Consider the following 22,838-nt stretch of genomic DNA (forward strand, 5'->3'; position numbering starts at 1 on the left):
ATGCCTCCTGTCCGGTTTTCCATTCAGATGTCAGTTCGACGTTCAGGCGCGCGAGGCCGCACGCGCCATGCTTCGCGCAGTGAGCGCCCAGAACAGCAGCGCCAGCAAACTCACGGCCGCGCCTAGCTCGCACACGCCATGCCAGCCAGCCACGGCATATGTCGCGGTAGTGGCAATCGCGCCAAGCCCGCTGCCAACCGCATAGAACAGCATATAAAGGCTCACGAGCCGGCTATGCAGTTGCTCGCCGCCGCGAAAGATCAAGCTTTGATTGGTCACATGCAGCGCCTGGCCGCCAAGATCGAGGAGCACGATTCCGATCAGCAGCATCCACAGCGACTGGCTCAGCATCGAGAGCGGCCACCACGCCAGCAACAATAGCGCCAGCGCGGCAGCACTGGTGCGCTGGCCCCAACCCCGGTCGGCCCATTGTCCGGCGCGCGCGGCGGCAAGCGCGCCCGTCGCCCCGGCGATGCCGAATGCCCCGATCGCCGTATGGGAAAACTGGTAGGGTGGCGCACTCAGCGGCAGCACCAACGCGCTCCAGAAGATATTGAGTATCGCGAACATCAGCAGCGCGAGCACGCCGCGCGTCTGCAGCACGCGGTCCGAGCGCAACAACGCGCACATCGAGATGATCAGTTGTCCATAGCTCATCGGTTCCTGCGCGACACGCGCAAGCTTGGGAAGCCGGCGCCACAGCGGCACGCCAAGCGCGAGCATAACGGCGGCGGAACAACCGTATACACCCCGCCAACCTGCCAGATCGCTCACGCCGCCGGCAAATACGCGAGCCAGCAGCAGGCCAATGAACACCCCACTGCCTGCTGCGCCCACCACTCGCCCGCGCTCCTCGGGCGCGGCGGCAGCGGCCGCATAGGCGATCAGACCCTGCGTCATGGCCGTCCCCAGCATGCCAACACCCAGCATGCCCGCCAGCAGCACCGCTACGGAGCGCGCGAGACTGACCACGCACAGCGCGCCCGCCAGCACCAGCAATTGCACGATCATCAGGCGGCGGCGCTCCACCCTGTCGCCCAGCGGCACGAGCAGCAGCAACGCCAGCGCGCAACCGGCCTGCGTGGCCGTGACCACGCCGCCCACAGCGGCGCGGGTAATGCCGAAATCGCGCGCCAATGCGTCCAGCAAGGGCTGCGCATAGTAGACATTGGCAACGCTCAAGCCGCTGGCCGCAGCGAACAGCAGTACGAGGCCGCGCGGCATCGGTGCGTGCGGCCGGACTTGAGCGCTGCGGGCCGGCGCCGCAAGCGCAAGGGAATCCGCGTCCATGATCGTCAATCCAGTTTCAAAATAAAACTGGTTGAATGGTATGGCAAGCGGTTTTAAAATGCAACTACGTGAGGCGTAGTGGCAAATGAGGAAATCGTCATGGCAAGCCGCCAATCCATGAAGAAGGATACCTGTCCCGTCGCGCGCTCGGTGGATGTGATCGGCGACCGGTGGTCGCTGATGATCCTGCGTGACGTCTTCGATGGCGTTTACCGCTTCGGTGACATTCAGCGCAATCTGGGCGTGGCGCGCAACATTCTGTCCGGCCGTTTGAGCCAGCTCGTCGAGGCCGGCATACTCGAAACACGGCCCGCCTCCGACGGCACGGCCTATCAGGAGTACGTGCTAACGAAGAAAGGGGAAAGCCTCTTCCCCGTTATCGTCGCCCTTCAACAGTGGGGCGAGCGCCATTTGTTCGAACGCGGCGAGAAGCATTCGTGGTTGATCGACAAAGCAACGGGCAAGCCGTTGCTGTCGATGTTTCCGCAGACTCGCGAGGGGCACGCGCTCACCCCTCACGACACCGTGGTCAAGAAACCTGCATGACGCCCGTTTCGCGACGCGCTCACACAGCCGGGTCGATCGGCGAAGGCGGCGCGCCGCGTTCTTCGATCGCCTGGCCGGCGAGCAGACACAGGTCCTCGCGGAAGTGCCCGGCGACGATCTGCACGCCCACCGGCACGTCCTTCACCATGCCCGTCGACACCACGAGCCCCGGCAGGCCCATCGCGGGCAAGGCGCGCATGGTCAACTGGGCATCCCACACGCGCTGGAAGCCCGCCGCGCCCTGCATGTCGAGGTTGTCGGGGAACGGCAGTTCGCCCGAAACCGGCAGCAGCAGCACGGGATAATCCGCAAGGAACAGGCGCCATGCGCGCGTGAGCGTCGTGCGGCGCACGAGCGACGGCACCACCACGTTCTCGGGCATCGCCGCGACCTTGGCGCGCACGCCATCCACCACCGCCTGCGCACCCGGGTCGCCGTCGCGCGCCACGGCGTCGGCGAGCGCCGGGAAACCGTCGCCGAGCCACAGGCGCTCCTGCACTTCGCCGGCGTCGCGCAGGAGCGGCACATCGTCGATCTGCTCGACCGTCCACCCCGCGTCGGCCAGCCGTCGGCCAGCGTCGAGCAAGGCGTCCTCCACTTCCTTCGTAATGCTCATGCCGCCCGGACGCAGGCACAGCGCCGCGCGCCGCGGCACGTCGGGCCCGATGAGCGGCGCCGGCGCCCACCATGGGTCGCGCAAGTCGGGCGCGGCAAGCGCCGCGAGCGCCACGCGCAGGTCCTCGACCGTGCGCGCCATCGGGCCCGCGCCCGACATCATCTGCGCGCCGATCGGCCGCTCGGGCGACGACGCGTTGAACGCCGGCACACGCCCGATGCTGGGCCGCAGGCCATGCACGCCGCACGCATACGCGGGGTAGCGCACCGAGCCGCCAATGTCGGTGCCGAGCGCGATATGGCCGATGCCGGCCGTCACCGCCGCCGCCGCGCCGCCGCTCGAACCGCCCGGCGTGAGCGACGCATTGCGCGGGTTCTTCGTATGCCCGTGCACCTGGTTGCTCGTGAACCAGCGCAGCGCGAAGGTCGGCGAATTGGTGCGGCCGAGCAGCACGGCGCCCGCGCGCACGAGATTCTCGACAGCGGGGCTGTTCACCTGCGCGATCAGATCCTTTTGCAGACGCGTGCCGTTGGTCGTGGCAAAGCCCGCCTGGTCGATGTTGATCTTCGTGGTGACAGGCACGCCCGCCAGCGGCCCCGGATCTTCGCCGCGCGCGATCGCTGCGTCGATCTTGTCGGCCTGCTGGAAGACCCATTCGGGCCGATAGTCGATCACCGCGTTGATGAGCGGATTGACGGCTTCGAGGCGCTCGAGCGCGGCCTTCGCGGCCTCGCGTGCGGACACCTCGCGCGCGCGAACCTGCTTTGCAAGTTCCGTTGCGGTTAAACGCCAAAGTTCAGTCACGATCCCTCCGGTTCGTTGGCAAATTGAGAATGAGTCAGTCAGGCGCTTGCCGATAAAGGCTCGACACGCTGCCGGTCGCGCAGGACGGCCAGCGCGAGCGCCGCGAGTCCGCACGCCGCGATGAGCGCGAGCAGCGCCGCCCGGCCGCCGTGCACGAGCACCCAGCCGCCGACGCTCGGAAAGCCGAACGCGCCGACGAAGTACGCCGCAACAAACCAGGTGAGCGCGGCGCGGCGGTGCGCGGCCACGGAGTCGTTGACGGCCTGGAGCTGGACGATCGGGTACGCGAGCCCGTACCCGGTGCCGAGCAGCACCGCAGCCGCCGATTGAAACAGCACGTGAAACGGCACGACGAACATGGCCGCGCTGCCCAGCACCATCATCGTGAGCAGCACTTTCGTCGCCGTTCCCGGGCGCAGCTTGATCACCACGCGCGAGAGCAGCCAGCGCGTGGCGATGACGGTCACCGTGTAGACGCTGAAGAAGGTGGTCGCTTTCGCCTCGGTGCCTTGCACGAGCGACATCTGGAACGTCATGAGGCCGGAGAACACGCAGCCGCCGAGCGCGATGATGACGATGGGATACACCGCGCGCGTGCGGGCGATCGCGCCCGCCTTCAGGAGCCACGCCTGCGGCGAGGCCGGCTCTTGCGCGGCGGACGCGGAGCGCACGTGCGGCGCAATCCGGCCGAATAGTTCGAGCAGGACCGCCGCCAGCACGCACAGGCCGCCGATCGCGTAGAGCACGCCGCCAAGCGGCATGCGCCAGAAGCGGATCGCAAACCCCGCAATCGCCGGGCTGCCGCCGATGCCCGTCATCTGCATGGTGGCGAAGCGCAGGAACCAGAGTCCGCGTTCCGCGTCGTTCGTGCGCTCGGCGAGCGCCATGGGGGCGGCCAGGCAAAACGCGCCCCAGCCGAAGCCCACGAGGAAGCCGGGCACGACCTCGAAGCTGCTCACGTGCTCGACGAGCGCGAAGCTCACCACGCCCGCGCCCACGCAGAGCGCAGCAAGCGCCGCCATGCGCGCAGCGCCCACATGCTGGGCAACCCAGCCCGTGAGCGAGACGCCCACGAAGGTGCCGAGCGCCGCGCCCGCGAGCGCCACGCCGGTGTTGATGTCGTTGCCGCCGATGGCGTGCACGCGCATGGAAAACAGGAACGTCGCGCCATAACCCGCCGATGCGAGCAGGACGCCAACGAGCATGATGAGGGCACTGAATGGGCGCACGGCAGGCCTTCCGGACGATGACGGAAGTGTGCAGAGTATCAGTCCCTGTACCCAGCGCTGCATTCGGATGCTCCTCGGGGTGCGATGACGGTGGCACATGGCCGGCGGCGCGGTGGAAGCGCTTCCACTCGCGCCGCCGTTGCCGTTGCGGGCGGGTTACTTTGCGTCCTGCCGGGCGTGCTCGGCCGCGTCGATGATCGCGTCGGCCACCGCTTTCGGCTGGCTCAGGATCGAGACGTGGCTGCCGTTCACGCGCGTCACCTTCGCGCCGATGTGCTTCGCCATCGATTCCTGCAGCGCGGGGGCGATCATGCGGTCGCGCGCCGTCACCACGAAATACGAAGGCTTGTCATGCCACGCGGCCTGCGTGACCTTCTGCGAGAGCGCGCCGCTGAACCACGGACCCTGAGTGGCCGCCACGACGCGTTGCTGCGCGGGCGGCAGGTCGGGTGCGAAGTCCTCGCGAATCGCCTTGTCGGAGAGCGTCAGGTAGCCCGCCGAGTCCTTGCGCAGCTCGCTCGCCCACGGCGCGTCGGGCTGGCCCTGCGTGATATCGGCGATCGACTGGCCGTTGTCGGGCGCGAAAGCCGCCACGTACACGAGCGACTTCACCTTCTCGTCGTTGCCCGCCTCGCTGATCACAACACCCGCCCACGAATGGCCGACCAGCACCACCGGGCCCTTCTGCTGCTCGATCAAGCGCTTCGTCGCGGCCGTGTCGTCGGCAAGCGAGCTGAGCGGGTTCTGCACGGCGACCACGTGCAGGCCGCGCGCCTCCAGCAGCGGAATCACGCGGCTCCAGCTGGAACCGTCGGCGAACGCGCCGTGCACGAGCACGACGTTGGTGCCTTTCAGATCCTGCGGCGGCGCGGCGTGCGCCGCTTGCAGCGCGAAGAGGCCGCCGAGGAGCGCCACGGAAGTGAAAATCTGCTTGATCGAAGCCATCGTCTTTCTCTCTCTTCTTTTATCGGGTCGTTCGGTGGGTCGGGACGGGCGTATTACGAATGCGCGTAGATCGGGCCGAGGCCGGGGACATCGTCCTGCGGAGCGCGTGCGGCGCTGGTGTCGCGATGCGGCGCGCCCGCAGCGGACGACCCGCCCGCCACGCCGCCATACGAGGAAGAAGCGGCTTGCTGCGCGACCTGTGAGGCTTCCACGCGCGAGAGCGCCGCCTGGATGTTGTTCGGGTATTGGGTTTCGTCGGCGGCGGGGTTGTAGCCGGCCTTCTGCAACTGCACGAGTTCGGCGCGTACCTGCGCGCGGGTGACCGGCTCGTTCGACTGCGCGAACGAAAGGACCGGGGCGGCGGCGAGAGCAGCGAGGGCGAGGAGCTTGAGGGCTTTCATGACGTTCTCCAAAGATGAGGTCGGGTTCGAATCGGGTTGCCGTTCAGCGCGAGGGGTGTATCGAGCTGGCGTAGGTGTATTTGAACGCCCGGATGTATCTGCCGTGTTTCCATTTGGGGCGCGGTTTGCGTATCAACGTGTCCGGATTGCGCGCAGATACATTGCGCTACAAAAAGCTCCACAAAGCGCGGCGCGGGCCGCAACGCAAACGCCGCCGCGCCCGCGAGGGCACGGCGGCATGGCGTGGGGTGCGCGCGTATCAGCCGAACGTGAAGCTGTAGACGTGCGCGCCCGGGTCGAGAAAGCGGATCTCGAAGGTGTGATCCCCGATGCGGCCAGACTGGCGCACGAGCTGATACAGGCGCGCGCTGGTAGCGACGCCGGCGCCGTCCGCCGCGACATCGGCGCCATGCGCGGCGCCCGGCGGCGCGCCGTCGATACTGATGCGAAAGCGCACGGGCTTACCATCGGCGGTGGGCGCAAGCACCAGGTGCAGGTCGCGCGCATGGAAGCGGTACGCGATGCTCGCCTGCGGCGCGCCCGCCACGGCGGACTCAGCGCCCACGTTCCACTGCCCGCCGAACGCCCACTGGTTCAGGTCGAGTTGCGCAGGCAATGTGTAGGCCGCGGCCGTATCGCCCTGCACGCGCTCCGGGTTCGCATTGCCCTGCGCCTCGCGGTACCCCACATACGTTTCGCCCGAGCCGATGTCGCGCGGGTCCGCCGGCGCCAGCGCACCGCTCGCTTGCGGTGCCTGCGGCGCGGCCGTTGGCGTGGCGCGGCCGTTGTCGGCCAGCAATTGCTGGATCGCCTGCTCGGCCTGGGCGTAGTCTCCTTCGCCGAAGTGGTGATAGCGCACCCGCCCCTGCGCATCGACGAGATAGAACGCCGGCCAGTACTGGTTGCCGAACGCGTTCCAGATGCGGTAGTCGCTGTCCACGGCAACGGGATAGCGGATGTTCAGGTTGGCCAATGCCCGCTTGACGTTGCCCGTGTCATGCTCGAAACCGAACTCGGGCGTGTGCACGCCGATCACGACGAGGCCGTCGTTGCGGTAGCGCTCGGCCCACGTCTTCAGATACGGCAAGGTTCGCAGGCAGTTGATGCACGAGTAGGTCCAGAAGTTGACCAGCACGACCTTGCCGCGCAGCGCTTCGGGCGTGAGCGGCGCGGAATTGAGCCACGTGGTCGCGCCATCGAGCGGCGGCAGGCGGCCTTCCACCGGCAGATCGGCGGCGGGCGAGTGAGCGGGCAGCGAGACGCGCACGATGTGGGCGGATTGATCGGCCGATTGACGCGCAAACTGCGAGGCCACCTGCTGCACCGGGCTCGCCTGCGCCTCTCGTTCCACACGCGGCGCCGGTTCCGCGCGCTTCGCGTGATTCGCCGAGGGCGACGCCAGCAAATCGACGAGGCGCGCCTCCACGCCATTGGTCGGCGCGCCCGGCACGAGGGCGAGCAAACGCGTATCCAGACCCAGCGCGATCGCGCCGACCGTGAGCAGCACGAGCGCGCCCATCGCACGCCGCACATGCTCGCCCACGCCGAGCGAGCGCTTGAGCGCGGCCATCGCGCGATGACCGAGACCCGCCACGACCGCGAGCGAACTGGCGGCGCCTACGGCATAGCCCGCGAGCGCGCCCCACGTCTGCCAGGTCACACCGTGCCGGGCCGCGCCAGTGATGATGAGACCGAGGATTGGCCCGGCGCACGGCGCCCAGAGCAGCCCTGTCGCCGCGCCGAGCAGCATGGATGAGCCGATGCGGCGCGACGCGCCATCGTCCTGCGAGCGCGCCATGAAGCGGTCGGCGAGCGCCGTGAGCGGCCCTGAGAGGCGCGCGGACAGCGCGGGAAAGAGCAGCGCAGCGCCGAACAAAGCGAAGAGCGCAAGCGCGATCCAGCGCCCGTACTCGCTCAACTGCGCCGCGCCGTTCAGGCCCGCGGCGCCCAGACCCGTGAGCAGCGCGAACGTGAGCGCGAGGCCGAGCAGCATGGGCAGGCGGCCGGTCAGGAACGGCTCTTCGGAACGCGCGAACACGAACGGCACGACCGGCAGGATGCAGGGGCTCAGGACGGTGAACGCACCGCCCACGAATGCGATGACGATGAGTAACATGAGTTCGGTCTCCAGACGAATGTCGGCGGACTTGCCATGTGGCGTATTTCAGCGCGGGCATGTATCCGGGGAATGTCCGGAACGCGGGTGTCGTGCATCGTCATGTATCGCGCAGGCCGTTTGATACATGACGATACAAACGTGCAGCGACGCGCGCGGGGCCGTGGGCGCGCCGCGAACGCGCAGTGAACGATTTGTATCGCTACGTATCGCGCCCCGGCGGCGACACACTACGTTTCAACAGTGCCGCGGCGGGGACACGAGCCAGATACGTGGGAGCGTTCCAATACGCTCGTCGCCCACACAAGGAGAACCCTCATGATCTCTCGTCTCAAGATTGCCGCCGTCGCCATCGGCCTCGCGGCCACCGCAGGGCTAGCCGCCTACGCCTCCAGCGAGGAACCGTCGCTCGGCTCGTCGGCGCTGCAAACCGACGCGCAGGCGCCCAACTTCACCGGCATCAACACCTGGCTCAACAGCCCGCCGCTGGACCTCAAGCAGTTGCACGGCAAGGTCGTGCTCGTCGACTTCTGGACCTTCGACTGCATCAACTGCGCGCACACCATCCCGCATATCAAGGAGCTGGATGCGCGCTATCGCGACAAGGGGCTGGTGGTGGTCGGCGTGCACACGCCCGAGTATTCGTTCGAGCACGACACCGGCAACCTGAAGAAGGCGATCAAGCAATACGGCATTACGTACCCGGTCGCACAGGACAATGGCTACGCAACGTGGAATGCCTACGGCAACCAGTACTGGCCGGCGGTGTATCTCATCGACCAGAACGGCAAGCTCGTTTATACGCACTTCGGCGAAGGGGATTACGCGCAGACCGAACAGAAGGTTCGCGACCTGCTGGGTATTCAGGGCAAGCAAGGATGATCGACTCGCGCCGCCGCTCCCGGTTCCGGGGCGGCGGCGATCACAAGCGCTACGTCGTTGCCGAGATCAGCAGCAGCATCGGGCGCTCGAGTTCCTCCGCCAATGACGGCGTTTGCCGAACCTGCTCCGGCGTCGGCGCGAATTCATTCACGCGCTGGATGCGAAACCCCGCATCGATCAGCGTGTTCAGCGTGGTGCCCAGCGTTCGATGGTATTTCAGCACGCCCTTGACGAACCAGTCGGTGCGGCGTTCGCCCTCTATCGCGTAGCCGTTGACGGGCCATGTCTTGCGGCCGCGCTGGCCGGCCGTCTCGCCGCTGATCCAGTGCGGATTCGCCGCCGCCATGTAGACCGGATGCTCGATCGTGAACACCAGTTGACCCGCGCTCGCGAGCGCGCCGCGCAGCGTGCGCACGAGGCGTCCGAAATCGGCCACGCGTTTGCCGCGCAGGTCCGGCAGCAATGCGCGAATGGCGGGCCATTCGGGCGCGCCTTCGAGCCCTGGCGCCTGGCGCGGAATCTGGCTGTAGCCTGCGAAGAATTCTGGATCGTCGTAGATGTTTTGCGCCATGCTTTCCCTGCTCGTTCTCGAGTGGCGTGAGCGACTATACGCGTACGATGCATTATTTCGCGAGTACCCGAACAAGGAAGCAGACTAATGTCGAATGCCTGGAAAGGCCGCTGCCTGTGTGGCGCGGTGCAATACCACGCTCGCGGTGCCGCGCTGGCACAGCTCATTTGTCACTGCCGCGATTGCCAGCGCGCGTCGGGATCGGGCGGTTTGCCGGTCGTTGTCGTGAGCGCCGCCGAATTCTCGTTCGAAGGCGAAATCCGGTCTTACACGATAACCGGCGGCAGCGGCATGCCGACCACGCGCAATTCGTGTGCGCACTGCGGCAGCCTGCTCTTTGGCACACCCCAGCATGCGCCGGATATCGTGACGATCTACGCGGGAACGCTCGACGACCCTTCACGGTTCCATGCCGGATTCGTTCAGTTCACGTCTGAGCGACATCAACTCGACGCGCGCGATCCCGCCATTGCTCAATATTCGGGACGCGCGCCTTAAACCCAAGTCACTTCAAAGATACCGCGTTTCCGCAGGCGGATTGCCCCAGTCGTTCGCGAGACCGTTGGCATAGGAAATCGGTGCATTCAACGCTTCGTTCAGGTCGAAGTCGTCGATGCACATGATATTCACGTTGATGTACGGATAGCCCGTGCCGTTAGGCATATCGACGCGATCGAATACGTGCACGCCGCAGTGTTTGCAAAACGGATGATGGGCGACCGGGTTTTTCCCTTCGTAGTGCGTGAGTTCGCTTGCGCCCGAAAGTAGCACGAAGTCTTCCGGGCGAACCTGCACTAGCCAGAGCCGGAGTTTTCCGCAGAAGCTGCAGTTGCATTTTCCCGTGCCCTTGCTGAAATCGATCAGGGCTTCGAACTGTATCGACTGGCAATGACAACTTCCGCGGTATGTCCGCTGCATGGGGGCTCTCCCGATCGGTTTGGCGACAACTGCGAATTATGTCACCGAACGTGCGGCTCGAGCCCCTGCATCCCATCAAGGCGCGAAGCGCGTAAACACGTAGTCGCGATCCTTCACCTTCGAAGCGTGGCACGCAAAGCAGGTTTGATGCTGCGCCAGGTCGGCAGGCACGCCATTGACGAATCGCCCGTACCCCCAGCCGCCCGTTGACGCGTAGCGGCGCGAGTCCTTCACCATGACCTGCACGGTCGTGTGCTGGCCCGGCACGGTGGCCGGGGCGAAATCATCGGACTGCTTACGCTTGTACGCAAGCTTCACGAGGATCGTGCCGTCCGGATACGGCAGCGTCGCATTCTCGATGGCCTTGATCGCAACCGGATTGCCGAGCACCACGCGCAGTTCGTCGAGTGGCGCGGCCTCCTCGGCCGGCGCGATCATTTCCCACTTGCGGTAGCCGGGTGGAATCGTCACGCCGTAAATCGGCGAAGTCTCGCCCGGCGCTGGCGTCTGGGCGTGGGCGACTTGCTGGGCCCATGCGGCGGAACCTTGCGCCAGACTCGCGAGCAGCGCGCCCGCGAGGAGCGCGCGATACCTGAAAGAACGTGTTCGCATCGCGGCCCCCGATCACAGATGCGTGACTTGCAGGATGGCCTGCGCGAACTCCTTGGGCGCTTCCTGCGGGAGATTGTGGCCAATGCCGCCGTCGATCGTGCGATGCAGATACTTGCCCGTGAACTTCTTCGCGTAGGCGGCCGGCGCGGGATGCGGCGCACCGTTGGCGTCGCCTTCCATCGTAATGGTCGGCACGGTAATGGCCGGCGCGGCGGCGAGTCGCTGCTCGAGACTGTCGTACTTCGATTCGCCCTGCACGAGCCCGAGGCGCCAGCGGTAGTTGGAGATCACGATGGCGACGTGGTCGGGATTCTGGAACGAGGCTGCGCTGCGCTCGTAGGTCGCGTCGTCGAAGTTCCACTTCGGCGAGGCAAGTTGCCAGATCAACTTGTTGAACGCGTCGCGATTCGCGGCGTAACCCTGCGCGCCACGTTCGGTCGAGAAGTAGAACTGGTACCACCACTGCAGCTCGGCTTGCGGCGGCAGCGGCTTGCGGTTCGCCTCCTGGCTGCCGATCAGATAGCCGCTAACCGAGACCATCCCCTTCACGCGTTCCGGCCACAGCGCCGCGACGATGTTCGCCGTGCGCGCGCCCCAGTCGTAGCCGCCCAGAATGGCCTGATCGATCTTCATGGCATCCATGAACGCGACGAGATCGACCGCGGTGACGGCCTGCTGACCGTTGCGCGGCGTGTCGTCCGCGAGAATGCGCGTGCTGCCATAGCCACGCAGATACGGCACGATCACGCGATAGCCCGAGGCGGCCAGCATCGGCGCGACCTCGACATAGCTATGGATGTCGTACGGCCAGCCGTGCAGCAGGATCACCACCGGGCCACTCTTCGGTCCCGCTTCGGCGTAGCCCACATTGAGCAGGCCCGCGTTGATCTGCTTGATCTGGCCGAACGATACGCCGTTGCCCGTGCGCGTGTTGCCTTCCGTAGCGCCAGCCGACTGCGCGTGCGCGAGACCGCCGAATGCGAAGTCCGCGAGCGTGAGGCCGGCAAGCGACGTGCCGAGAAGACGACGGCGACGGACGTTGACGGGATCTGACATGACCACTTCTCCTTGTTGTGCAGGCAGGCCGCGCCCGAACGGCTTGGCCTCGTTGATTAGCCCGCGGCAGCAGATCGGTCGATCGCGCTCGCGGCGGCAGGCAAAACGCCCCGGTGAATTTATATCCGAGCAGGAAAAGCGCCATGTATCCCAATGTGTCTGCTGCGAGCGCGGACACAAAACGAATCAAAAAACGTCGGCGAGGCGGGATCGGTCGCGATGAGAGTGGGATTGAACGAGCAGCGGGTTTGTATCGCAATGTATAAGCGCCTTGAACAGACACATACCCTTGCAAAACGCGGCGTTCATGAAACATGGCAGATACGTCCGGCGGTTGTAATGCATCAACGCCGGAACTTGCTGATGACCCGGACGGATTTCCAAACCCTTCCCAGGAGAAAGTCATGAACGCATCGAAACTCGCCCTCGCCTTTGCCGCCAGCGCCGCAGTCCTCGCCGCCACGCCGGTGTTCGCCGCGATGCCCGCTCAGTCGAGCGCAGCGCAAACCACGGTTGCACAAACCCAGGCATGGACGGCCGCCAGCAATACGGTCAACGCCAAGGTCACGCGTGCGCAGGTTCGCCAGGAACTGATCCAGGCGCAGCACGACGGCCAGCTCGCTGCGATCCAGCAGCTGTATCGCGGCAGCTAATCACGCCAGCTGCATCAGACGCTTGTAACCCGACTCACGACACCCACCTCAGGAAATCGACACCATGACTCAGGCAGAAAAAGTGCTGTACACCGGCAAGACCCACACCACCGGCGGCCGCGACGGCGCGGCGCGCAGCGAAGACGGACGTCTGGACGTGAAGCTTTCGCCGCCCGGTTCGAGCGCGCCGGGCACGAACCCTGAGCAGATGTTCGCGGCGGGCTGGTCGGCGTGCTTCATCGGCGCGATGGGCCGCGCCGCCACGAAGCTCGGCACGACGCTGCCGCGCGACGTGGCGGTCGACGCCGAGATCGACCTCGTCAACGCCGACGACGCCTTCAAGCTGCGCGGCCGTCTGAACGTGACGCTGCCCGGCGTGGATCGCGAGCTGGCGCAGCGCATCGTCGAAACGGCCCATCAGATCTGCCCGTATTCGAAGGCGACGCGCGGCAACATCGACGTCACGCTAACCGTCGTCGAGGCGTGATCGCGTAGCGGTAAAAAAAGCGGGGCGGCTGAGTGCACGCCCCGCTTGGCTTTTTGCGTTTTGTTTTGAGGTTTAGCCGTGCCGCGCGTCCACGAGGTTGCCAGGCGAGCCGTTACGCCAGGCTTCCACGTTGCGCAGCGTGGTTTGTGCAATCTCGCTCATCGCCTCGCGCGTGAAGAACGCCTGGTGCGACGTGACAATCACGTTCGGAAACATCAGGAGACGCGCGAGCACGTCGTCCTGCAGTGGCACATCCGAATGGTCCTCGAAGAACAGGCCGCCTTCTTCCTCGTACACATCGAGGCCGAGATGACCGAGCTGGCCGCTCTTGAGCGCATCCACGAGCGCGCTGCTTTCCACCAGGCCGCCGCGCCCGGTGTTGATGAGCATGGCGCCGCGCTTCATCTTCGCGAGCGCGTGGCGATCGATCAAATGACGCGTGGCGGGCACGAGCGGGCAATGCAGGCTCACCACGTCCGACTGCGCGAGCAGCGTGTCGAGCGGCACATAGCGCACGCCGAGCGCGAGCATATCTGCGGCCGGCGTGCCCGGGTCATGCGCGAGCACCTGCATGCCGAAGCCCGCCATGATGCGCGCAAAACACCGGCCGATCATGCCCATGCCGACCACGCCGGCCGCCTTCCCATGCAGATCGAAACCGAGCAGCCCCGCGAGCGAGAAGTCGCCTTCGCGCGTGCGCGACACGGCGCGCGGCAACTTGCGGTTGAGCGCGAGGATCAGCCCGACGGCATGCTCGGCCACCGCATGCGGCGAGTACGCCGGCACTCTCGCGACGGCGATGCCAAGACGCTGCGCCGCCGCGAGATCGACGTGATTGAAGCCGGCCGAGCGCAGCGCCACGAGCCGCGTGCCGCCCTTGTGGAGGCGCTCGAGCGTGGCGGCGTCGAGCGTATCGTTGACGAACGGACACACCACGTCGTAGCCGTCGGCGAGTACAGCGGTCTCGGCGTCGAGGTGCGATTCCTGGTAGTGCAACGCAAACTGGAAAGCGGCGTTCGCCTCGGCAAACGTATCGACGTCGTACTGGCGCGCGCTGAACAGGATCATGCGTGGGCGAGCGGAAGGGGGGGTCTGGGTTCCCGGCATGTTGACCTCGTGCGAGCTTCGGGGGTATGCGCGCATTGCGCGTTGACGCGCAGGGATGCGTCTTGAAGTCGAACGCGTCGCGTTCGCGCGTGCCGCGCGGGCACGCGAGCACATGGTATCAGCAGGAAGGCGAGCGATTGGTGAGAAGCGGAAACAAGCGGATCAGGCATGGACGCGGCAAAGCCGCGAAGCTCGCCGGTGCGCGGCAAACTTCGCGGCATGATGCCGCGCGCATTACGAGTGAGCGTAGATCGGTTCGAGGCCAACGACATCCTGATCCGCCGCATTCGCACCGGAGGCATTCGATACCGCGCGAACGTGCATACGGCTGCCAGCCGCGGAAGCCCCCTCAACCGTCCCGCCGAATGCCGACGCCGCTGCGCCATTCTCTGCGCTCACGCGCGAGAGCGCGGCTTGCAGGTTCGCGGGGTATTGCGTGTTGTCGCTGGCCGGGTTGTAGCCCGCCTTCTGGAGTTGCACGAGTTCTGCCTTTACTTCGGCGCGGGTGACCGGTTGGCTCGACTGGGCGAACGAGAGCGCGGGAACGGCGACGAGGGCGGTAAGCGCGGCGGCGGCGAGCGATTGTGCGAGCTTCATGGTGTTTCTCCTGACGTTGGGTGAGTGGTTGCGCACTGTTGTGTATCAACCTTGCGTAGGAGACATTTGAACGCCGCGACGTATCTGGCTTGTTTGCGCGCGCGAGCGTTTTTGCAAGCGCGCTTGTCGGACGGCTGGCCAGACACAGTGCGATACAAGAAGCCACCGGGCCGCGCGCCCGCCATCCGCTGACACGTCAATAAGGGGCAAATCAAAAGTGTTGCTGCACTGCACACTTAGCGGCCTCGAGGCTTGCATTCTGTCCCGAGATCCTTATAATAAGGGTTATCCCTTAGGCACTAACCCTAGCAAAGAGGAAATCATGGGTGCAATCGTCGAAAAGCTGACTCAAGCCCTGGCTGCACTGCGTCGTCTCGGCGCCGAAGCGCTGGACCGTCACCTCGAATACTGCGAACTGCTCGCAGAAGCTCAGCGCCGCTGGTACTAATCCGCGCCTGACTGTAGTAGCGTCCCTGCCCGCACTAGCGGGGGACGAGTAGCAACACGCGACCGCACCGAGCGGTCGGGTTTTATGCGGCGCCCAGCCAGGCCTCGATTTCGGGGGCATCCGCGCGCGCCGCATCGTGCCGCCATCCTGGTGCCGCCAGAAGTTCGCGCGCGCCGGCATAGGCTTGCGCAAAGCCACGCAGTTCACGCGTAACCGGCCGGTCGTCCAGACGGCGCCGGGCTAGTGCCGCTTCCACCGTGCGCTCGATCAGCGCGATCTGGTTGTCGATGTACGCCACGCAAAGCTCGCGGCAGCGCGCGGACACACGCGCCGCCGCCATGAGCGCCGGGGCGAGCGAAACCGTCAGATGTCCGCCCGCACCAAGCCGGGCCAGCGCGTCGCGCAGGTCCGCGGCCGCCTCGTGCAGCGAGGCGAACACAGCGTCGCGCCAAATGCCGCGCTCGAATGCCAGCGCCCCGCGAAAGCGCGTTAGCGCTTCAGCATCTGCCACCTTGCCTTCATGCACCAGCGGCGTCGCGCCCGCGGTCGCCGTCGCCGTCGTGCGGATGCAATCCGCACCGAGCCATTGCGCGCTTTCGCGCCTTCCTTCCAGCACCCGCGTTTGCAGACGATCCGGCCATAGCGGATCGAGCGGCACCGCCGCGCACATGGCGGGCTTGCCGGTTTCGTGCAGCGTGCAGCGCCCGTCGTCGGCCAACGCCGGGCAGCGGCCGAGCGACGGATAGTCGTACCCTTGTAGCGTCAGCACGATCCAGTCGCTGCCGAATGCGGCGCTGCGGTGGAAAAGGGCCTGCGAGAGTTCGTCGATCGCAGCTGCGTCGGCGGCGTCCAGTGTGTGCTCGCCCGCGCGGTGTGCCGGCTGACGCCCGATCGCAAGACACCCCACGAAGCGCTCCCCATGCCGTAGCAATTCCGCCAGCGACATCGACGGCGGGCTGTTGCAGCATTTCCCGCACGCCGTGCACGCGAGCGCGTAGTGCTCCGCATAGTGCGCGGGTCCTACCATGGCCGCCGCACCGAGTCCTGGTAGCGGGTGAGGATGAAGTGCGCGACCTCGTTCGAGTGGTACGCGGCCACCAGTTCGCGCGCCCAGGGCTGCGTCCGGTCCGCGTCGCGCACGGCGAGCACGTCGGCGTAAGGCGAGCGTGCGTCTTCGATGCCGATGCTGTCGCGCGCCGGCTGCAGCCCGGCGCGCGCCGCGTCGTCGTTCTCCATCGCCACGAAGGCCGCTGTGTCGAGCGCACGCGCGAGCCGCGCGTGAGGCACGCGGACGATCTTGAGGTGCAGCCGGTTGCCCGTGATATCCGCCGTCGTGGCGTGCAGCCCGGCGCTTTCGCGTAGCGTCACCAGCGTGTAGTTCTGCAGCAGGATCAGCGCGCGGGCCATGCCGCGCGCGTCGTCGGGAATCGCGATTGTCGAGCCGGGGCGCAGTTGATTGAGGCTCGGCAGTTTGCGTGAGTACAACGCCATCGGCAGCGCGACCGTAGGCGCGATGGCCGCAATCGCATAGCCATGCGCGCGGCGCGCGGCGGCCACGTCCGCTTCGTCCTCGAAGCTCGCCGCGTCGATGCGGCCCGCCGCCAGCGCGCCGTCGATCGCCCCGGCGTCGTCGAACACGACGACGTCGAGCGTCAGGCCGCGCGCCGCCGCCGTACGTTGCACCTCGCCCATGATCTCGGCGTGCGCGCCGCGCGTCACGCCCACGCGGACTGGATCGGGCGCCGCGTGCGCCATGCCGCTCAGCGCTACGGCAAGCAGCCATGCGGCCAGCGACCTGCGTCTCACGCTCATGACGCGTCCCTCAAAATCGTGCGAAAGCCAATATGCGAAGCCGCGAGATCGGCCTCCTGCTGTTCCCGCGACGACGCCCGATAGCGCACGCAATAGTCGCGCGCGCACAGGAACGAGCCGCCCTTGATGACCATGAGCGTGTCGTGCCGCCGCCCCGCGGGCGCCACCGCCGCCGTGTCGCCATTGGTGTGCGGTTGATGCGGCCCGGTGTACGCGTCGCGCGTCCATTCCCAGGCATTGCCGATCATGTCGTAGAGGCGAAACGCATTGGCCGCGTAGCAGCCCACAGGAGCGAGGCCTGCGTGGCCGTCCTCGGCGGTGTTGAGTACCGGAAAGACGCCCTGCCAGTAGTTCGCCGTGGGCTTGCCGTTGGCGTCGGTGGGTGCGGTGTCGAGATCCGCGCCCTCGCGGCCCGCCTTGCCCGCATATTCCCACTCGGCCTCCGTCGGCAGGTCGCGGCCCAGCCAGTGCGCGTAGGCGAGCGCGTCGCGCAGCGTCACGAGCGTGACGGGCAGGTTGCCCCGGCCGTCCACGTCGCTGCCCGGCCCCTGCGGATGCCGCCAGGACGCACCCGGCACCCACGACCACCAGGCGAGATCGCGCGCATTCATCTGCTCGGCCGTGGGCACGCGAAACACCGCCGCGCCCCCCTGCTGCTCCGCTTCGCTCACGTAGTGCGTGGCTTCGACGAACGCCGCGAACTGCGCCACCGTCACATCGGTCTGGTCGATCCAGAAGCCCGCCACGCGCGTTTTGCCGCCACCGGGTACGGGTCGCTCGTCCGGGTAGCCCGCCGTGCTGCCGAACACGAACGAACCGCCTTGCAGATGCACCATGCCCGCCTTGCGGTCGCTGCCCCAATTGGCAGGCAGCCCCGAATAGCGCTCGCACTGACGCTCGTTGCCGAGCGGCGCGAGCGGGCGGCCGCGGTTGAGCGAATCGAAGCCGTCGGCAGACGACGTGAGTGTCGAGGCGCTCGATGCCGCGAACGCCACAGCGAACGCCGTCACCGCCAGCGCCGCGAGTGTCAGTCGATACCGCATGGCCGCGCCCTTAGTAATAACCTTGCGGACGCAACGGTTCGACGCCGCCCACGTTGCTCATATACGTGTTCCACTGGTTCACGAGGCTCTGGATCACCGAGGGATTCTGCGTCGAGACATCCGTGGTTTCGCCGCGGTCCTTCGTGAGGTCGTAGAGCTGCCAGTGGCCGTCCATGGGGCCGAGCGGCGGCTCCGTCCACAAGGCCTTCCAGCGGCCATCCGCGCTGCGCAGATACGCACGGCCATAGGCTTCGTCGCCGAACGCTTCCGTGTGCGCTTCCGCAGTCGTCTTGCCATTCAGTTGCGCAAGCAACGACTTTCCTGTTACCGGATATACATAGCGGTTGTTGTAGACCACCTTTCCCTTGTTCTGGTCCACGCCCGTGAGCGTGTTGATGAGCGCGGGCGCGGCCTGGTTCGGCGGCGTGACGCCGGCCACGTCGAGGAAAGTGGCCGTGTTGTCGGTGACGTGCGTGAAGATGCCAAGCGACGGCAACTGCGTAGCCTGCCCCGGCAAATGAACGATGGCCGGCACCGACACGCCGCCCTCCGCCGAATAGCCCTTCGTGAGGCGCAGCGGCGTGGCGCTCACTTCGGCCCAGCGCAGGCCATACTGCAGGCGCTTTGCGTTCTGTAGACCGTTGTCCGTGCCGAGCGACGAATACACGGGCTCCTGGGCGTTCGCCGTATCGGTGGCGGTGGGGTCGGCGCCCGAGTCGATCGGCCAGCCTTCCGCGCCGTTGTCGGACTGGAACATGATGAAGGTATTGTCGTATTCGCCAATGTCCTTCAAATGCTGGATCAGGAGTCCGATGTTGTAGTCGAGATTCTCGACCATGCCCGCATAGATCTCCATGTAGCGCGCCTGCGCCTTGCGCTCGTCCGCGGAAAGGCTGGCCCACGCCTTGTCGACGTTGCCCTGGCCGTAATCGGCGTAGCCCTCGGAGGCCGGATGCACGGCGCTGATGTACTTCGCGTTCGCCGTGCCGTTGTTGGCCGTGGCGGGCGAGCGGGTGAGCGTTTCGGGCAAGCCTTCGAACGGCGTGAAATCGGCGGGAATGAGGCCGAGCGCCTTCTGCCGCGCAATGCGCGCGTTGCGAATGGCGTCGTAGCCTGCGTCGTACACGCCCGCGTATTTGTGCAGCCAGGGGTCCGGCACCTGGAGCGGCCAGTGCGGCGACGTATAGGCGGCGTAGGCGAAGAACGGTTTGCCGTCACCCTTGTTTGAGTCGATGTACGCGATGAGCTTCTGCGTGTAGAAGTTCGTGGAGTAGAACACAGCCGGATTGCCGCCCGCGCCGCCGGGCTGGCCCGGTTGTCCGGGCTGCACGTACTGGCCGTCTTCGGTGTAGTTCGTCGAGCCCGCGAGTTCGTGCGCGAAGTGATTGGTCGCGGCGCCCCCCAGCAGCGCGTAGCTATGCTCGAAGCCCCATTGATCCGGCGTTTGTCCGCTACCCGTAGCACTCCCAACGATACCCGAGCCGAGATGCCACTTGCCCGCCATGTACGTGTGATACCCGGCGTCCTTGAGCAGTTGCGCAACCGAAAGCGCGCGGTCGTTGAGATAGCCTTCGTAACCGGGCAGGCCGCGCCGCTCGTCGGTGGGCACGCCCATGGTGCCCTCGCCCACGAGGTGATGGTCGGTGCCCGAAATCAGCATCGAGCGCGTAATCGCGCACACCGTACCCGCGTGATGATTCGTGAGGATGCGGCCCGACTGCACGAGCGCGTCGAGGTTCGGCGTGTTGATCTCGCCGCCGAACGCATGAATGTCCGAGTAGCCCAGATCGTCCGCCATGATGTAGAGGATATTGGGCTGCTTGTGCGTGATGGCGGCGCTCGCCACGGGCGAACCGCCGCTGTTTGTGCCGCCGCACGAGGCGAGCGCGACAACGCTGGCGACAAGGGCGCATGCGATGCGGATACGGGGAGCTTGCGTCGACCGGTTGGCTTTTTTCATTGTTCTCGTGCGCTGCTTGTAAGGGAGTGCAATGTTAGCCACGAAGCCCGGCGCGCCAAATCTCGATTCCTCCATTGCTTCTGGAGTGGTGGAATAAGTGTGCGGCGCAACGTTCGGCGCGCTTTCCGGCCATTCATTCCAGCCGTTCGGGCCGGTTCGCGCTTTGCGCGGAAAGCGCCTAATCTTGAGGTATCGGCTCTTGCCCCATCCGTGAACCGGAACCTGCGCCAGCGTGCGCCATGCTCCGGACGCCCGATGCGCGATCATCGCCCCTCGCATGCCGCGGTGCACGACGCTCCGCCCGCTCATCCGCACCATCCGTTCCCGGCGCGGCTTGCTCGCGCCGTTGTGTTCGTCGCGTTGCTGCTTGCGTGGGCCGCGCTGGCGGCCGCGGTCGCGTTGCCAGCGGCCTTCGCTGCAGCGAATCCGCCTGTCGTCGTGATGACCGTGAACGGGGCGATCGGACCCGCCAGCGCCGATTTCATCGTCCGTTCGCTGGAACGCGCTGCGCGCGAGCGCGCGCCGCTGGCGATCCTCGAACTGGATACGCCCGGCGGCCTCGACACCTCGATGCGGCAGATCATCAAGGCGATCCTGGCCTCCCCGGTGCCGGTCGCGGCGTTCGTCGCGCCCGGCGGCGCACGCGCCGCGAGCGCGGGCACCTATATCGTCTATGCAAGCCATTTCGCGGCCATGGCGCCGGGGACCAATCTCGGCGCGGCTTCGCCGGTGCAGCTTGGCGTGGGCGGCGGCGGCCCCGCCGGTGGGCCCATGGGTGGTCCCGCAGGCCTCCCGGAGGCCGCTTCCGGCGCCTCGGTGCCGCGCGCCGACGACAACGCATCGACGGAAGCCCGCAAGGTCATGCACGACTCCGCCGCCTACATTCGCGGCCTCGCGCAACTGCGCGGACGCAACGTGGCGTGGGGCGAGCGCGCGGTGCGCGAGGCGGTGAGCCTCTCCGACGAAGAGGCGCGCGACCAGCACGTGATCGACCTGATCGCGCAGGACCCCGCCGATCTCGCGCGCCAGCTCGACGGCCGCACCGTCACGACCACGGCGGGCACGCTGCGCCTCGCCACCGCGCACGCGCCGCTGGAAACCGTCGCGCCCGACTGGCGCAACCGCTTCCTCGCCATCATCGCCGACCCGAACGTCGCGCTGATTCTGCTGACTATCGGCGTGTACGGGCTCTTCTTCGAATTCGCCAACCCCGGCTTCGTGCTGCCCGGCGTGGCGGGGGCGATCTGCCTGCTCGTGGGTCTGTTCGCCATGCAATTGCTGCCCGTGAACTACGCGGGCCTCGGGCTCGTGCTGCTCGGACTCGCGTGTCTAATCGCGGAAGCCTTCTTGCCGACGTTTGGCGTGCTGGGCTTTGGCGGCATCGTGGCGTTCGCCATCGGCGCGCTCATGCTGATGGACACCGGCGAGCCCGGCTACGGCATTCCCTTGCCGCTCATTGCGGGCCTCGCGCTCGGCGGCGCGGCGTTCGTCGCCACCGTGTCCAGCGTGGCCCTGCGCGCGCGGCGTCGCCCCGTGGTGACCGGCGCGGAGGCCATGGTGGGCGCCATCGGCGAAGTGATCGACGAGGGCCTGCATCCCGATTCGCGGCCCGGCCACACGGCATTGTCCACGGGCTGGGCGCGCGTGCATGGCGAGCGCTGGCGCGTGGCCTGCGCCACGCCGCTGGCCGCCGGCAGCCGCGTGCGCGTGAACTCGCGCAGCGGTCTCACGCTCACCGTCACCCCGCTGCACGGCGCGGTGCACGCGCACGACAAGGCGCACGACACGGCAAACAGCCAGGGAGAACCTTCATGATCGGCTTCACGTTCGGCTTCACAGGTCTTCTGATCGCGCTGGTGGTGCTGATCGCGTTATCGTCCATCCGCATCTTCAAGGAGTACGAACGCGGCGTCGTGTTCATGCTCGGGCGCTTCTGGAAGGTCAAGGGGCCGGGCCTCGTGCTCATCATTCCCGTCGTGCAGGTGGCCGTGCGTATCGACCTGCGCACCGTGGTGTTCGACGTGCCTTCGCAAGACGTCATCACACGCGACAACGTTTCCGTGAAGGTGAACGCCGTGGTCTATTTTCGCGTGGTGGACCCGGAAAAGGCCGTGATTCAGGTCGCGCGCTATGTCGAGGCGACGAGCCAGCTTGCGCAAACCACGCTGCGCGCCGTGCTCGGCAAACACGAACTCGACGCCCTGCTCGCCGAGCGCGAGCAACTCAACGCCGACATCCAGAAAACGCTCGACGCGCAAACGGACGCGTGGGGCATCAAGGTGTCGAACGTCGAGATCAAGCACGTGGACCTCAACGAAACGATGATCCGGGCGATCGCGCGCCAGGCCGAAGCCGAACGCGAGCGCCGCGCAAAAGTGATTCACGCGGAAGGCGAACTGCAGGCGTCCGAAAAATTGCTGCAGGCCGCGCAATGTCTCGCGAAGCAGCCGCAGGCCATGCAACTGCGGTATCTGCAGACGCTTACCACCATCGCCGCCGACAAGAATTCCACCATCGTCTTCCCGTTGCCGATCGAGTTGCTCAACGCGCTAATCGAGCGGCTCAGTACGCCGCGTGAATCCTGAGTGATCCGTCCCCTCAGTTTCAGGCATCCAACGCCTTCTGCAGTTCACCTGAATATTGCAGCGCAGCGAAAAAAGCGGGTTCGCGCTCAGCGCGCTCGTGCACGCTTCTTTTGAGCATGGGATTGGCAGAGCGTGGAAATATCGCCAATAATTGCCGAAC

At 66.5% G+C, this 22,838-nt stretch carries 24 protein-coding genes; 8 read left to right on the forward strand and 16 right to left on the reverse strand.

Annotated elements, in window-relative coordinates:
- Positions 1 to 42: 42 nt before the first annotated feature.
- Positions 43 to 1,224 (reverse strand): MFS transporter, encoded by a 1,182-nt coding sequence (locus FAZ97_RS30030; RefSeq protein WP_199272207.1) that lies wholly within the window; start codon positions 1,222 to 1,224, stop codon positions 43 to 45.
- 165 nt (positions 1,225 to 1,389) lie between these two features.
- On the opposite strand from FAZ97_RS30030, the gene FAZ97_RS30035 reads away from it, so the two are divergent.
- On the forward strand, positions 1,390 to 1,836 hold the full coding sequence (locus FAZ97_RS30035) for a winged helix-turn-helix transcriptional regulator (protein WP_158762353.1): 447 nt from the start codon (positions 1,390 to 1,392) through the stop codon (positions 1,834 to 1,836).
- A gap of 19 nt (positions 1,837 to 1,855) precedes the next feature.
- On the opposite strand, the gene FAZ97_RS30040 is transcribed toward FAZ97_RS30035, so the two are convergent.
- The 5 genes from FAZ97_RS30040 to FAZ97_RS30060 form a co-directional block, all read right to left on the reverse strand.
- Entirely contained in the window at positions 1,856 to 3,256 is a 1,401-nt protein-coding gene (locus FAZ97_RS30040; RefSeq protein WP_158762354.1) for an amidase family protein, read from the reverse strand.
- 38 nt (positions 3,257 to 3,294) lie between these two features.
- Entirely contained in the window at positions 3,295 to 4,485 is a 1,191-nt protein-coding gene (locus FAZ97_RS30045; protein ID WP_158762355.1) for an MFS transporter, read from the reverse strand.
- Between the two features lie 156 nt (positions 4,486 to 4,641).
- A complete protein-coding gene (locus FAZ97_RS30050; protein ID WP_158762356.1) occupies positions 4,642 to 5,430 on the reverse strand; it encodes an alpha/beta hydrolase in 789 nt (262 codons plus the stop codon).
- A 53-nt stretch (positions 5,431 to 5,483) separates the two neighbouring features.
- Positions 5,484 to 5,831 (reverse strand): DUF4148 domain-containing protein, encoded by a 348-nt coding sequence (locus FAZ97_RS30055; RefSeq protein ID WP_158762357.1) that lies wholly within the window; start codon positions 5,829 to 5,831, stop codon positions 5,484 to 5,486.
- 259 nt (positions 5,832 to 6,090) lie between these two features.
- Complete coding sequence (locus FAZ97_RS30060) at positions 6,091 to 7,947, reverse strand: cytochrome c biogenesis protein DipZ (RefSeq protein ID WP_158762358.1); 1,857 nt, start codon at positions 7,945 to 7,947, stop codon at positions 6,091 to 6,093.
- Between the two features lie 318 nt (positions 7,948 to 8,265).
- On the opposite strand from FAZ97_RS30060, the gene FAZ97_RS30065 reads away from it, so the two are divergent.
- Complete coding sequence (locus tag FAZ97_RS30065; RefSeq protein WP_158762359.1) at positions 8,266 to 8,829, forward strand: thioredoxin family protein; 564 nt, start codon at positions 8,266 to 8,268, stop codon at positions 8,827 to 8,829.
- 49 nt (positions 8,830 to 8,878) lie between these two features.
- Here FAZ97_RS30065 and FAZ97_RS30070 read toward each other — a convergent pair whose 3' ends face one another.
- Entirely contained in the window at positions 8,879 to 9,400 is a 522-nt protein-coding gene (locus FAZ97_RS30070; RefSeq protein WP_158762360.1) for a hypothetical protein, read from the reverse strand.
- A gap of 87 nt (positions 9,401 to 9,487) precedes the next feature.
- Here FAZ97_RS30070 and FAZ97_RS30075 point away from each other — a divergent pair, with 87 nt between their 5' ends.
- A complete protein-coding gene (locus FAZ97_RS30075; RefSeq protein ID WP_158762361.1) occupies positions 9,488 to 9,898 on the forward strand; it encodes a GFA family protein in 411 nt (136 codons plus the stop codon).
- A gap of 12 nt (positions 9,899 to 9,910) precedes the next feature.
- Here FAZ97_RS30075 and FAZ97_RS30080 read toward each other — a convergent pair whose 3' ends face one another.
- From FAZ97_RS30080 to FAZ97_RS30090, 3 genes are all read right to left on the reverse strand, one after another.
- Complete coding sequence (locus FAZ97_RS30080; protein ID WP_158762362.1) at positions 9,911 to 10,318, reverse strand: GFA family protein; 408 nt, start codon at positions 10,316 to 10,318, stop codon at positions 9,911 to 9,913.
- A 75-nt stretch (positions 10,319 to 10,393) separates the two neighbouring features.
- Positions 10,394 to 10,930, reverse strand: a complete 537-nt coding sequence (locus FAZ97_RS30085; protein WP_158762363.1) for a cytochrome P460 family protein — start codon at positions 10,928 to 10,930, stop codon at positions 10,394 to 10,396.
- A gap of 12 nt (positions 10,931 to 10,942) precedes the next feature.
- Positions 10,943 to 11,986: an alpha/beta fold hydrolase gene (locus tag FAZ97_RS30090; RefSeq protein ID WP_158762364.1), complete on the reverse strand. Its 1,044-nt coding sequence runs from the start codon at positions 11,984 to 11,986 to the stop codon at positions 10,943 to 10,945.
- A gap of 404 nt (positions 11,987 to 12,390) precedes the next feature.
- On the opposite strand from FAZ97_RS30090, the gene FAZ97_RS30095 reads away from it, so the two are divergent.
- Together FAZ97_RS30095 and FAZ97_RS30100 are read left to right on the forward strand one after the other, a co-directional pair.
- On the forward strand, positions 12,391 to 12,639 hold the full coding sequence (locus tag FAZ97_RS30095; RefSeq protein WP_158762365.1) for a DUF4148 domain-containing protein: 249 nt from the start codon (positions 12,391 to 12,393) through the stop codon (positions 12,637 to 12,639).
- A gap of 64 nt (positions 12,640 to 12,703) precedes the next feature.
- A complete protein-coding gene (locus FAZ97_RS30100) occupies positions 12,704 to 13,126 on the forward strand; it encodes an organic hydroperoxide resistance protein (protein WP_158762366.1) in 423 nt (140 codons plus the stop codon).
- A gap of 72 nt (positions 13,127 to 13,198) precedes the next feature.
- Here FAZ97_RS30100 and FAZ97_RS30105 read toward each other — a convergent pair whose 3' ends face one another.
- A complete protein-coding gene (locus FAZ97_RS30105) occupies positions 13,199 to 14,233 on the reverse strand; it encodes a 2-hydroxyacid dehydrogenase (protein ID WP_158762367.1) in 1,035 nt (344 codons plus the stop codon).
- Positions 14,234 to 14,467: 234 nt separating this feature from the next.
- Positions 14,468 to 14,830, reverse strand: a complete 363-nt coding sequence (locus FAZ97_RS30110) for a DUF4148 domain-containing protein (RefSeq protein ID WP_158762368.1) — start codon at positions 14,828 to 14,830, stop codon at positions 14,468 to 14,470.
- A gap of 322 nt (positions 14,831 to 15,152) precedes the next feature.
- Between FAZ97_RS30110 and FAZ97_RS35645 the strand changes: the two genes are divergently transcribed.
- Positions 15,153 to 15,278: a hypothetical protein gene (locus FAZ97_RS35645; RefSeq protein WP_267904751.1), complete on the forward strand. Its 126-nt coding sequence runs from the start codon at positions 15,153 to 15,155 to the stop codon at positions 15,276 to 15,278.
- Between the two features lie 82 nt (positions 15,279 to 15,360).
- On the opposite strand, the gene FAZ97_RS30115 is transcribed toward FAZ97_RS35645, so the two are convergent.
- The 4 genes from FAZ97_RS30115 to FAZ97_RS30130 are packed head-to-tail and all read right to left on the reverse strand — an operon-like array spanning position 15,361 to position 20,093.
- The gene (locus FAZ97_RS30115) at positions 15,361 to 16,305 is read right to left on the reverse strand and encodes a YkgJ family cysteine cluster protein (RefSeq protein WP_158762369.1); all 945 of its coding nucleotides are present in this window, start codon (positions 16,303 to 16,305) and stop codon (positions 15,361 to 15,363) included.
- On the reverse strand, positions 16,299 to 17,090 hold the full coding sequence (locus FAZ97_RS30120; RefSeq protein ID WP_158762370.1) for a MetQ/NlpA family lipoprotein: 792 nt from the start codon (positions 17,088 to 17,090) through the stop codon (positions 16,299 to 16,301). The genes FAZ97_RS30115 and FAZ97_RS30120 overlap by 7 nt, the downstream gene beginning before the upstream one ends.
- On the reverse strand, positions 17,087 to 18,133 hold the full coding sequence (locus tag FAZ97_RS30125; RefSeq protein WP_158762371.1) for a formylglycine-generating enzyme family protein: 1,047 nt from the start codon (positions 18,131 to 18,133) through the stop codon (positions 17,087 to 17,089). The genes FAZ97_RS30120 and FAZ97_RS30125 overlap by 4 nt, the downstream gene beginning before the upstream one ends.
- A 10-nt stretch (positions 18,134 to 18,143) precedes the next feature.
- Positions 18,144 to 20,093: an arylsulfatase gene (locus tag FAZ97_RS30130; protein ID WP_158762372.1), complete on the reverse strand. Its 1,950-nt coding sequence runs from the start codon at positions 20,091 to 20,093 to the stop codon at positions 18,144 to 18,146.
- Positions 20,094 to 20,348: 255 nt separating this feature from the next.
- On the opposite strand from FAZ97_RS30130, the gene FAZ97_RS30135 reads away from it, so the two are divergent.
- Entirely contained in the window at positions 20,349 to 21,908 is a 1,560-nt protein-coding gene (locus FAZ97_RS30135; protein ID WP_158762373.1) for an NfeD family protein, read from the forward strand.
- Positions 21,905 to 22,678 carry a slipin family protein gene (locus FAZ97_RS30140; RefSeq protein ID WP_158762374.1) on the forward strand — a complete coding sequence of 258 codons (774 nt, stop codon included), beginning with the start codon at positions 21,905 to 21,907 and terminating at the stop codon, positions 22,676 to 22,678. Before FAZ97_RS30135 ends, FAZ97_RS30140 begins: the two co-directional genes overlap by 4 nt.
- Positions 22,679 to 22,838 lie beyond the last annotated feature (160 nt).

Origin of the sequence: Paraburkholderia acidiphila (assembly GCF_009789655.1) — a bacterium.
Taxonomy (GTDB): Bacteria; Pseudomonadota; Gammaproteobacteria; order Burkholderiales; family Burkholderiaceae; genus Paraburkholderia; species Paraburkholderia acidiphila.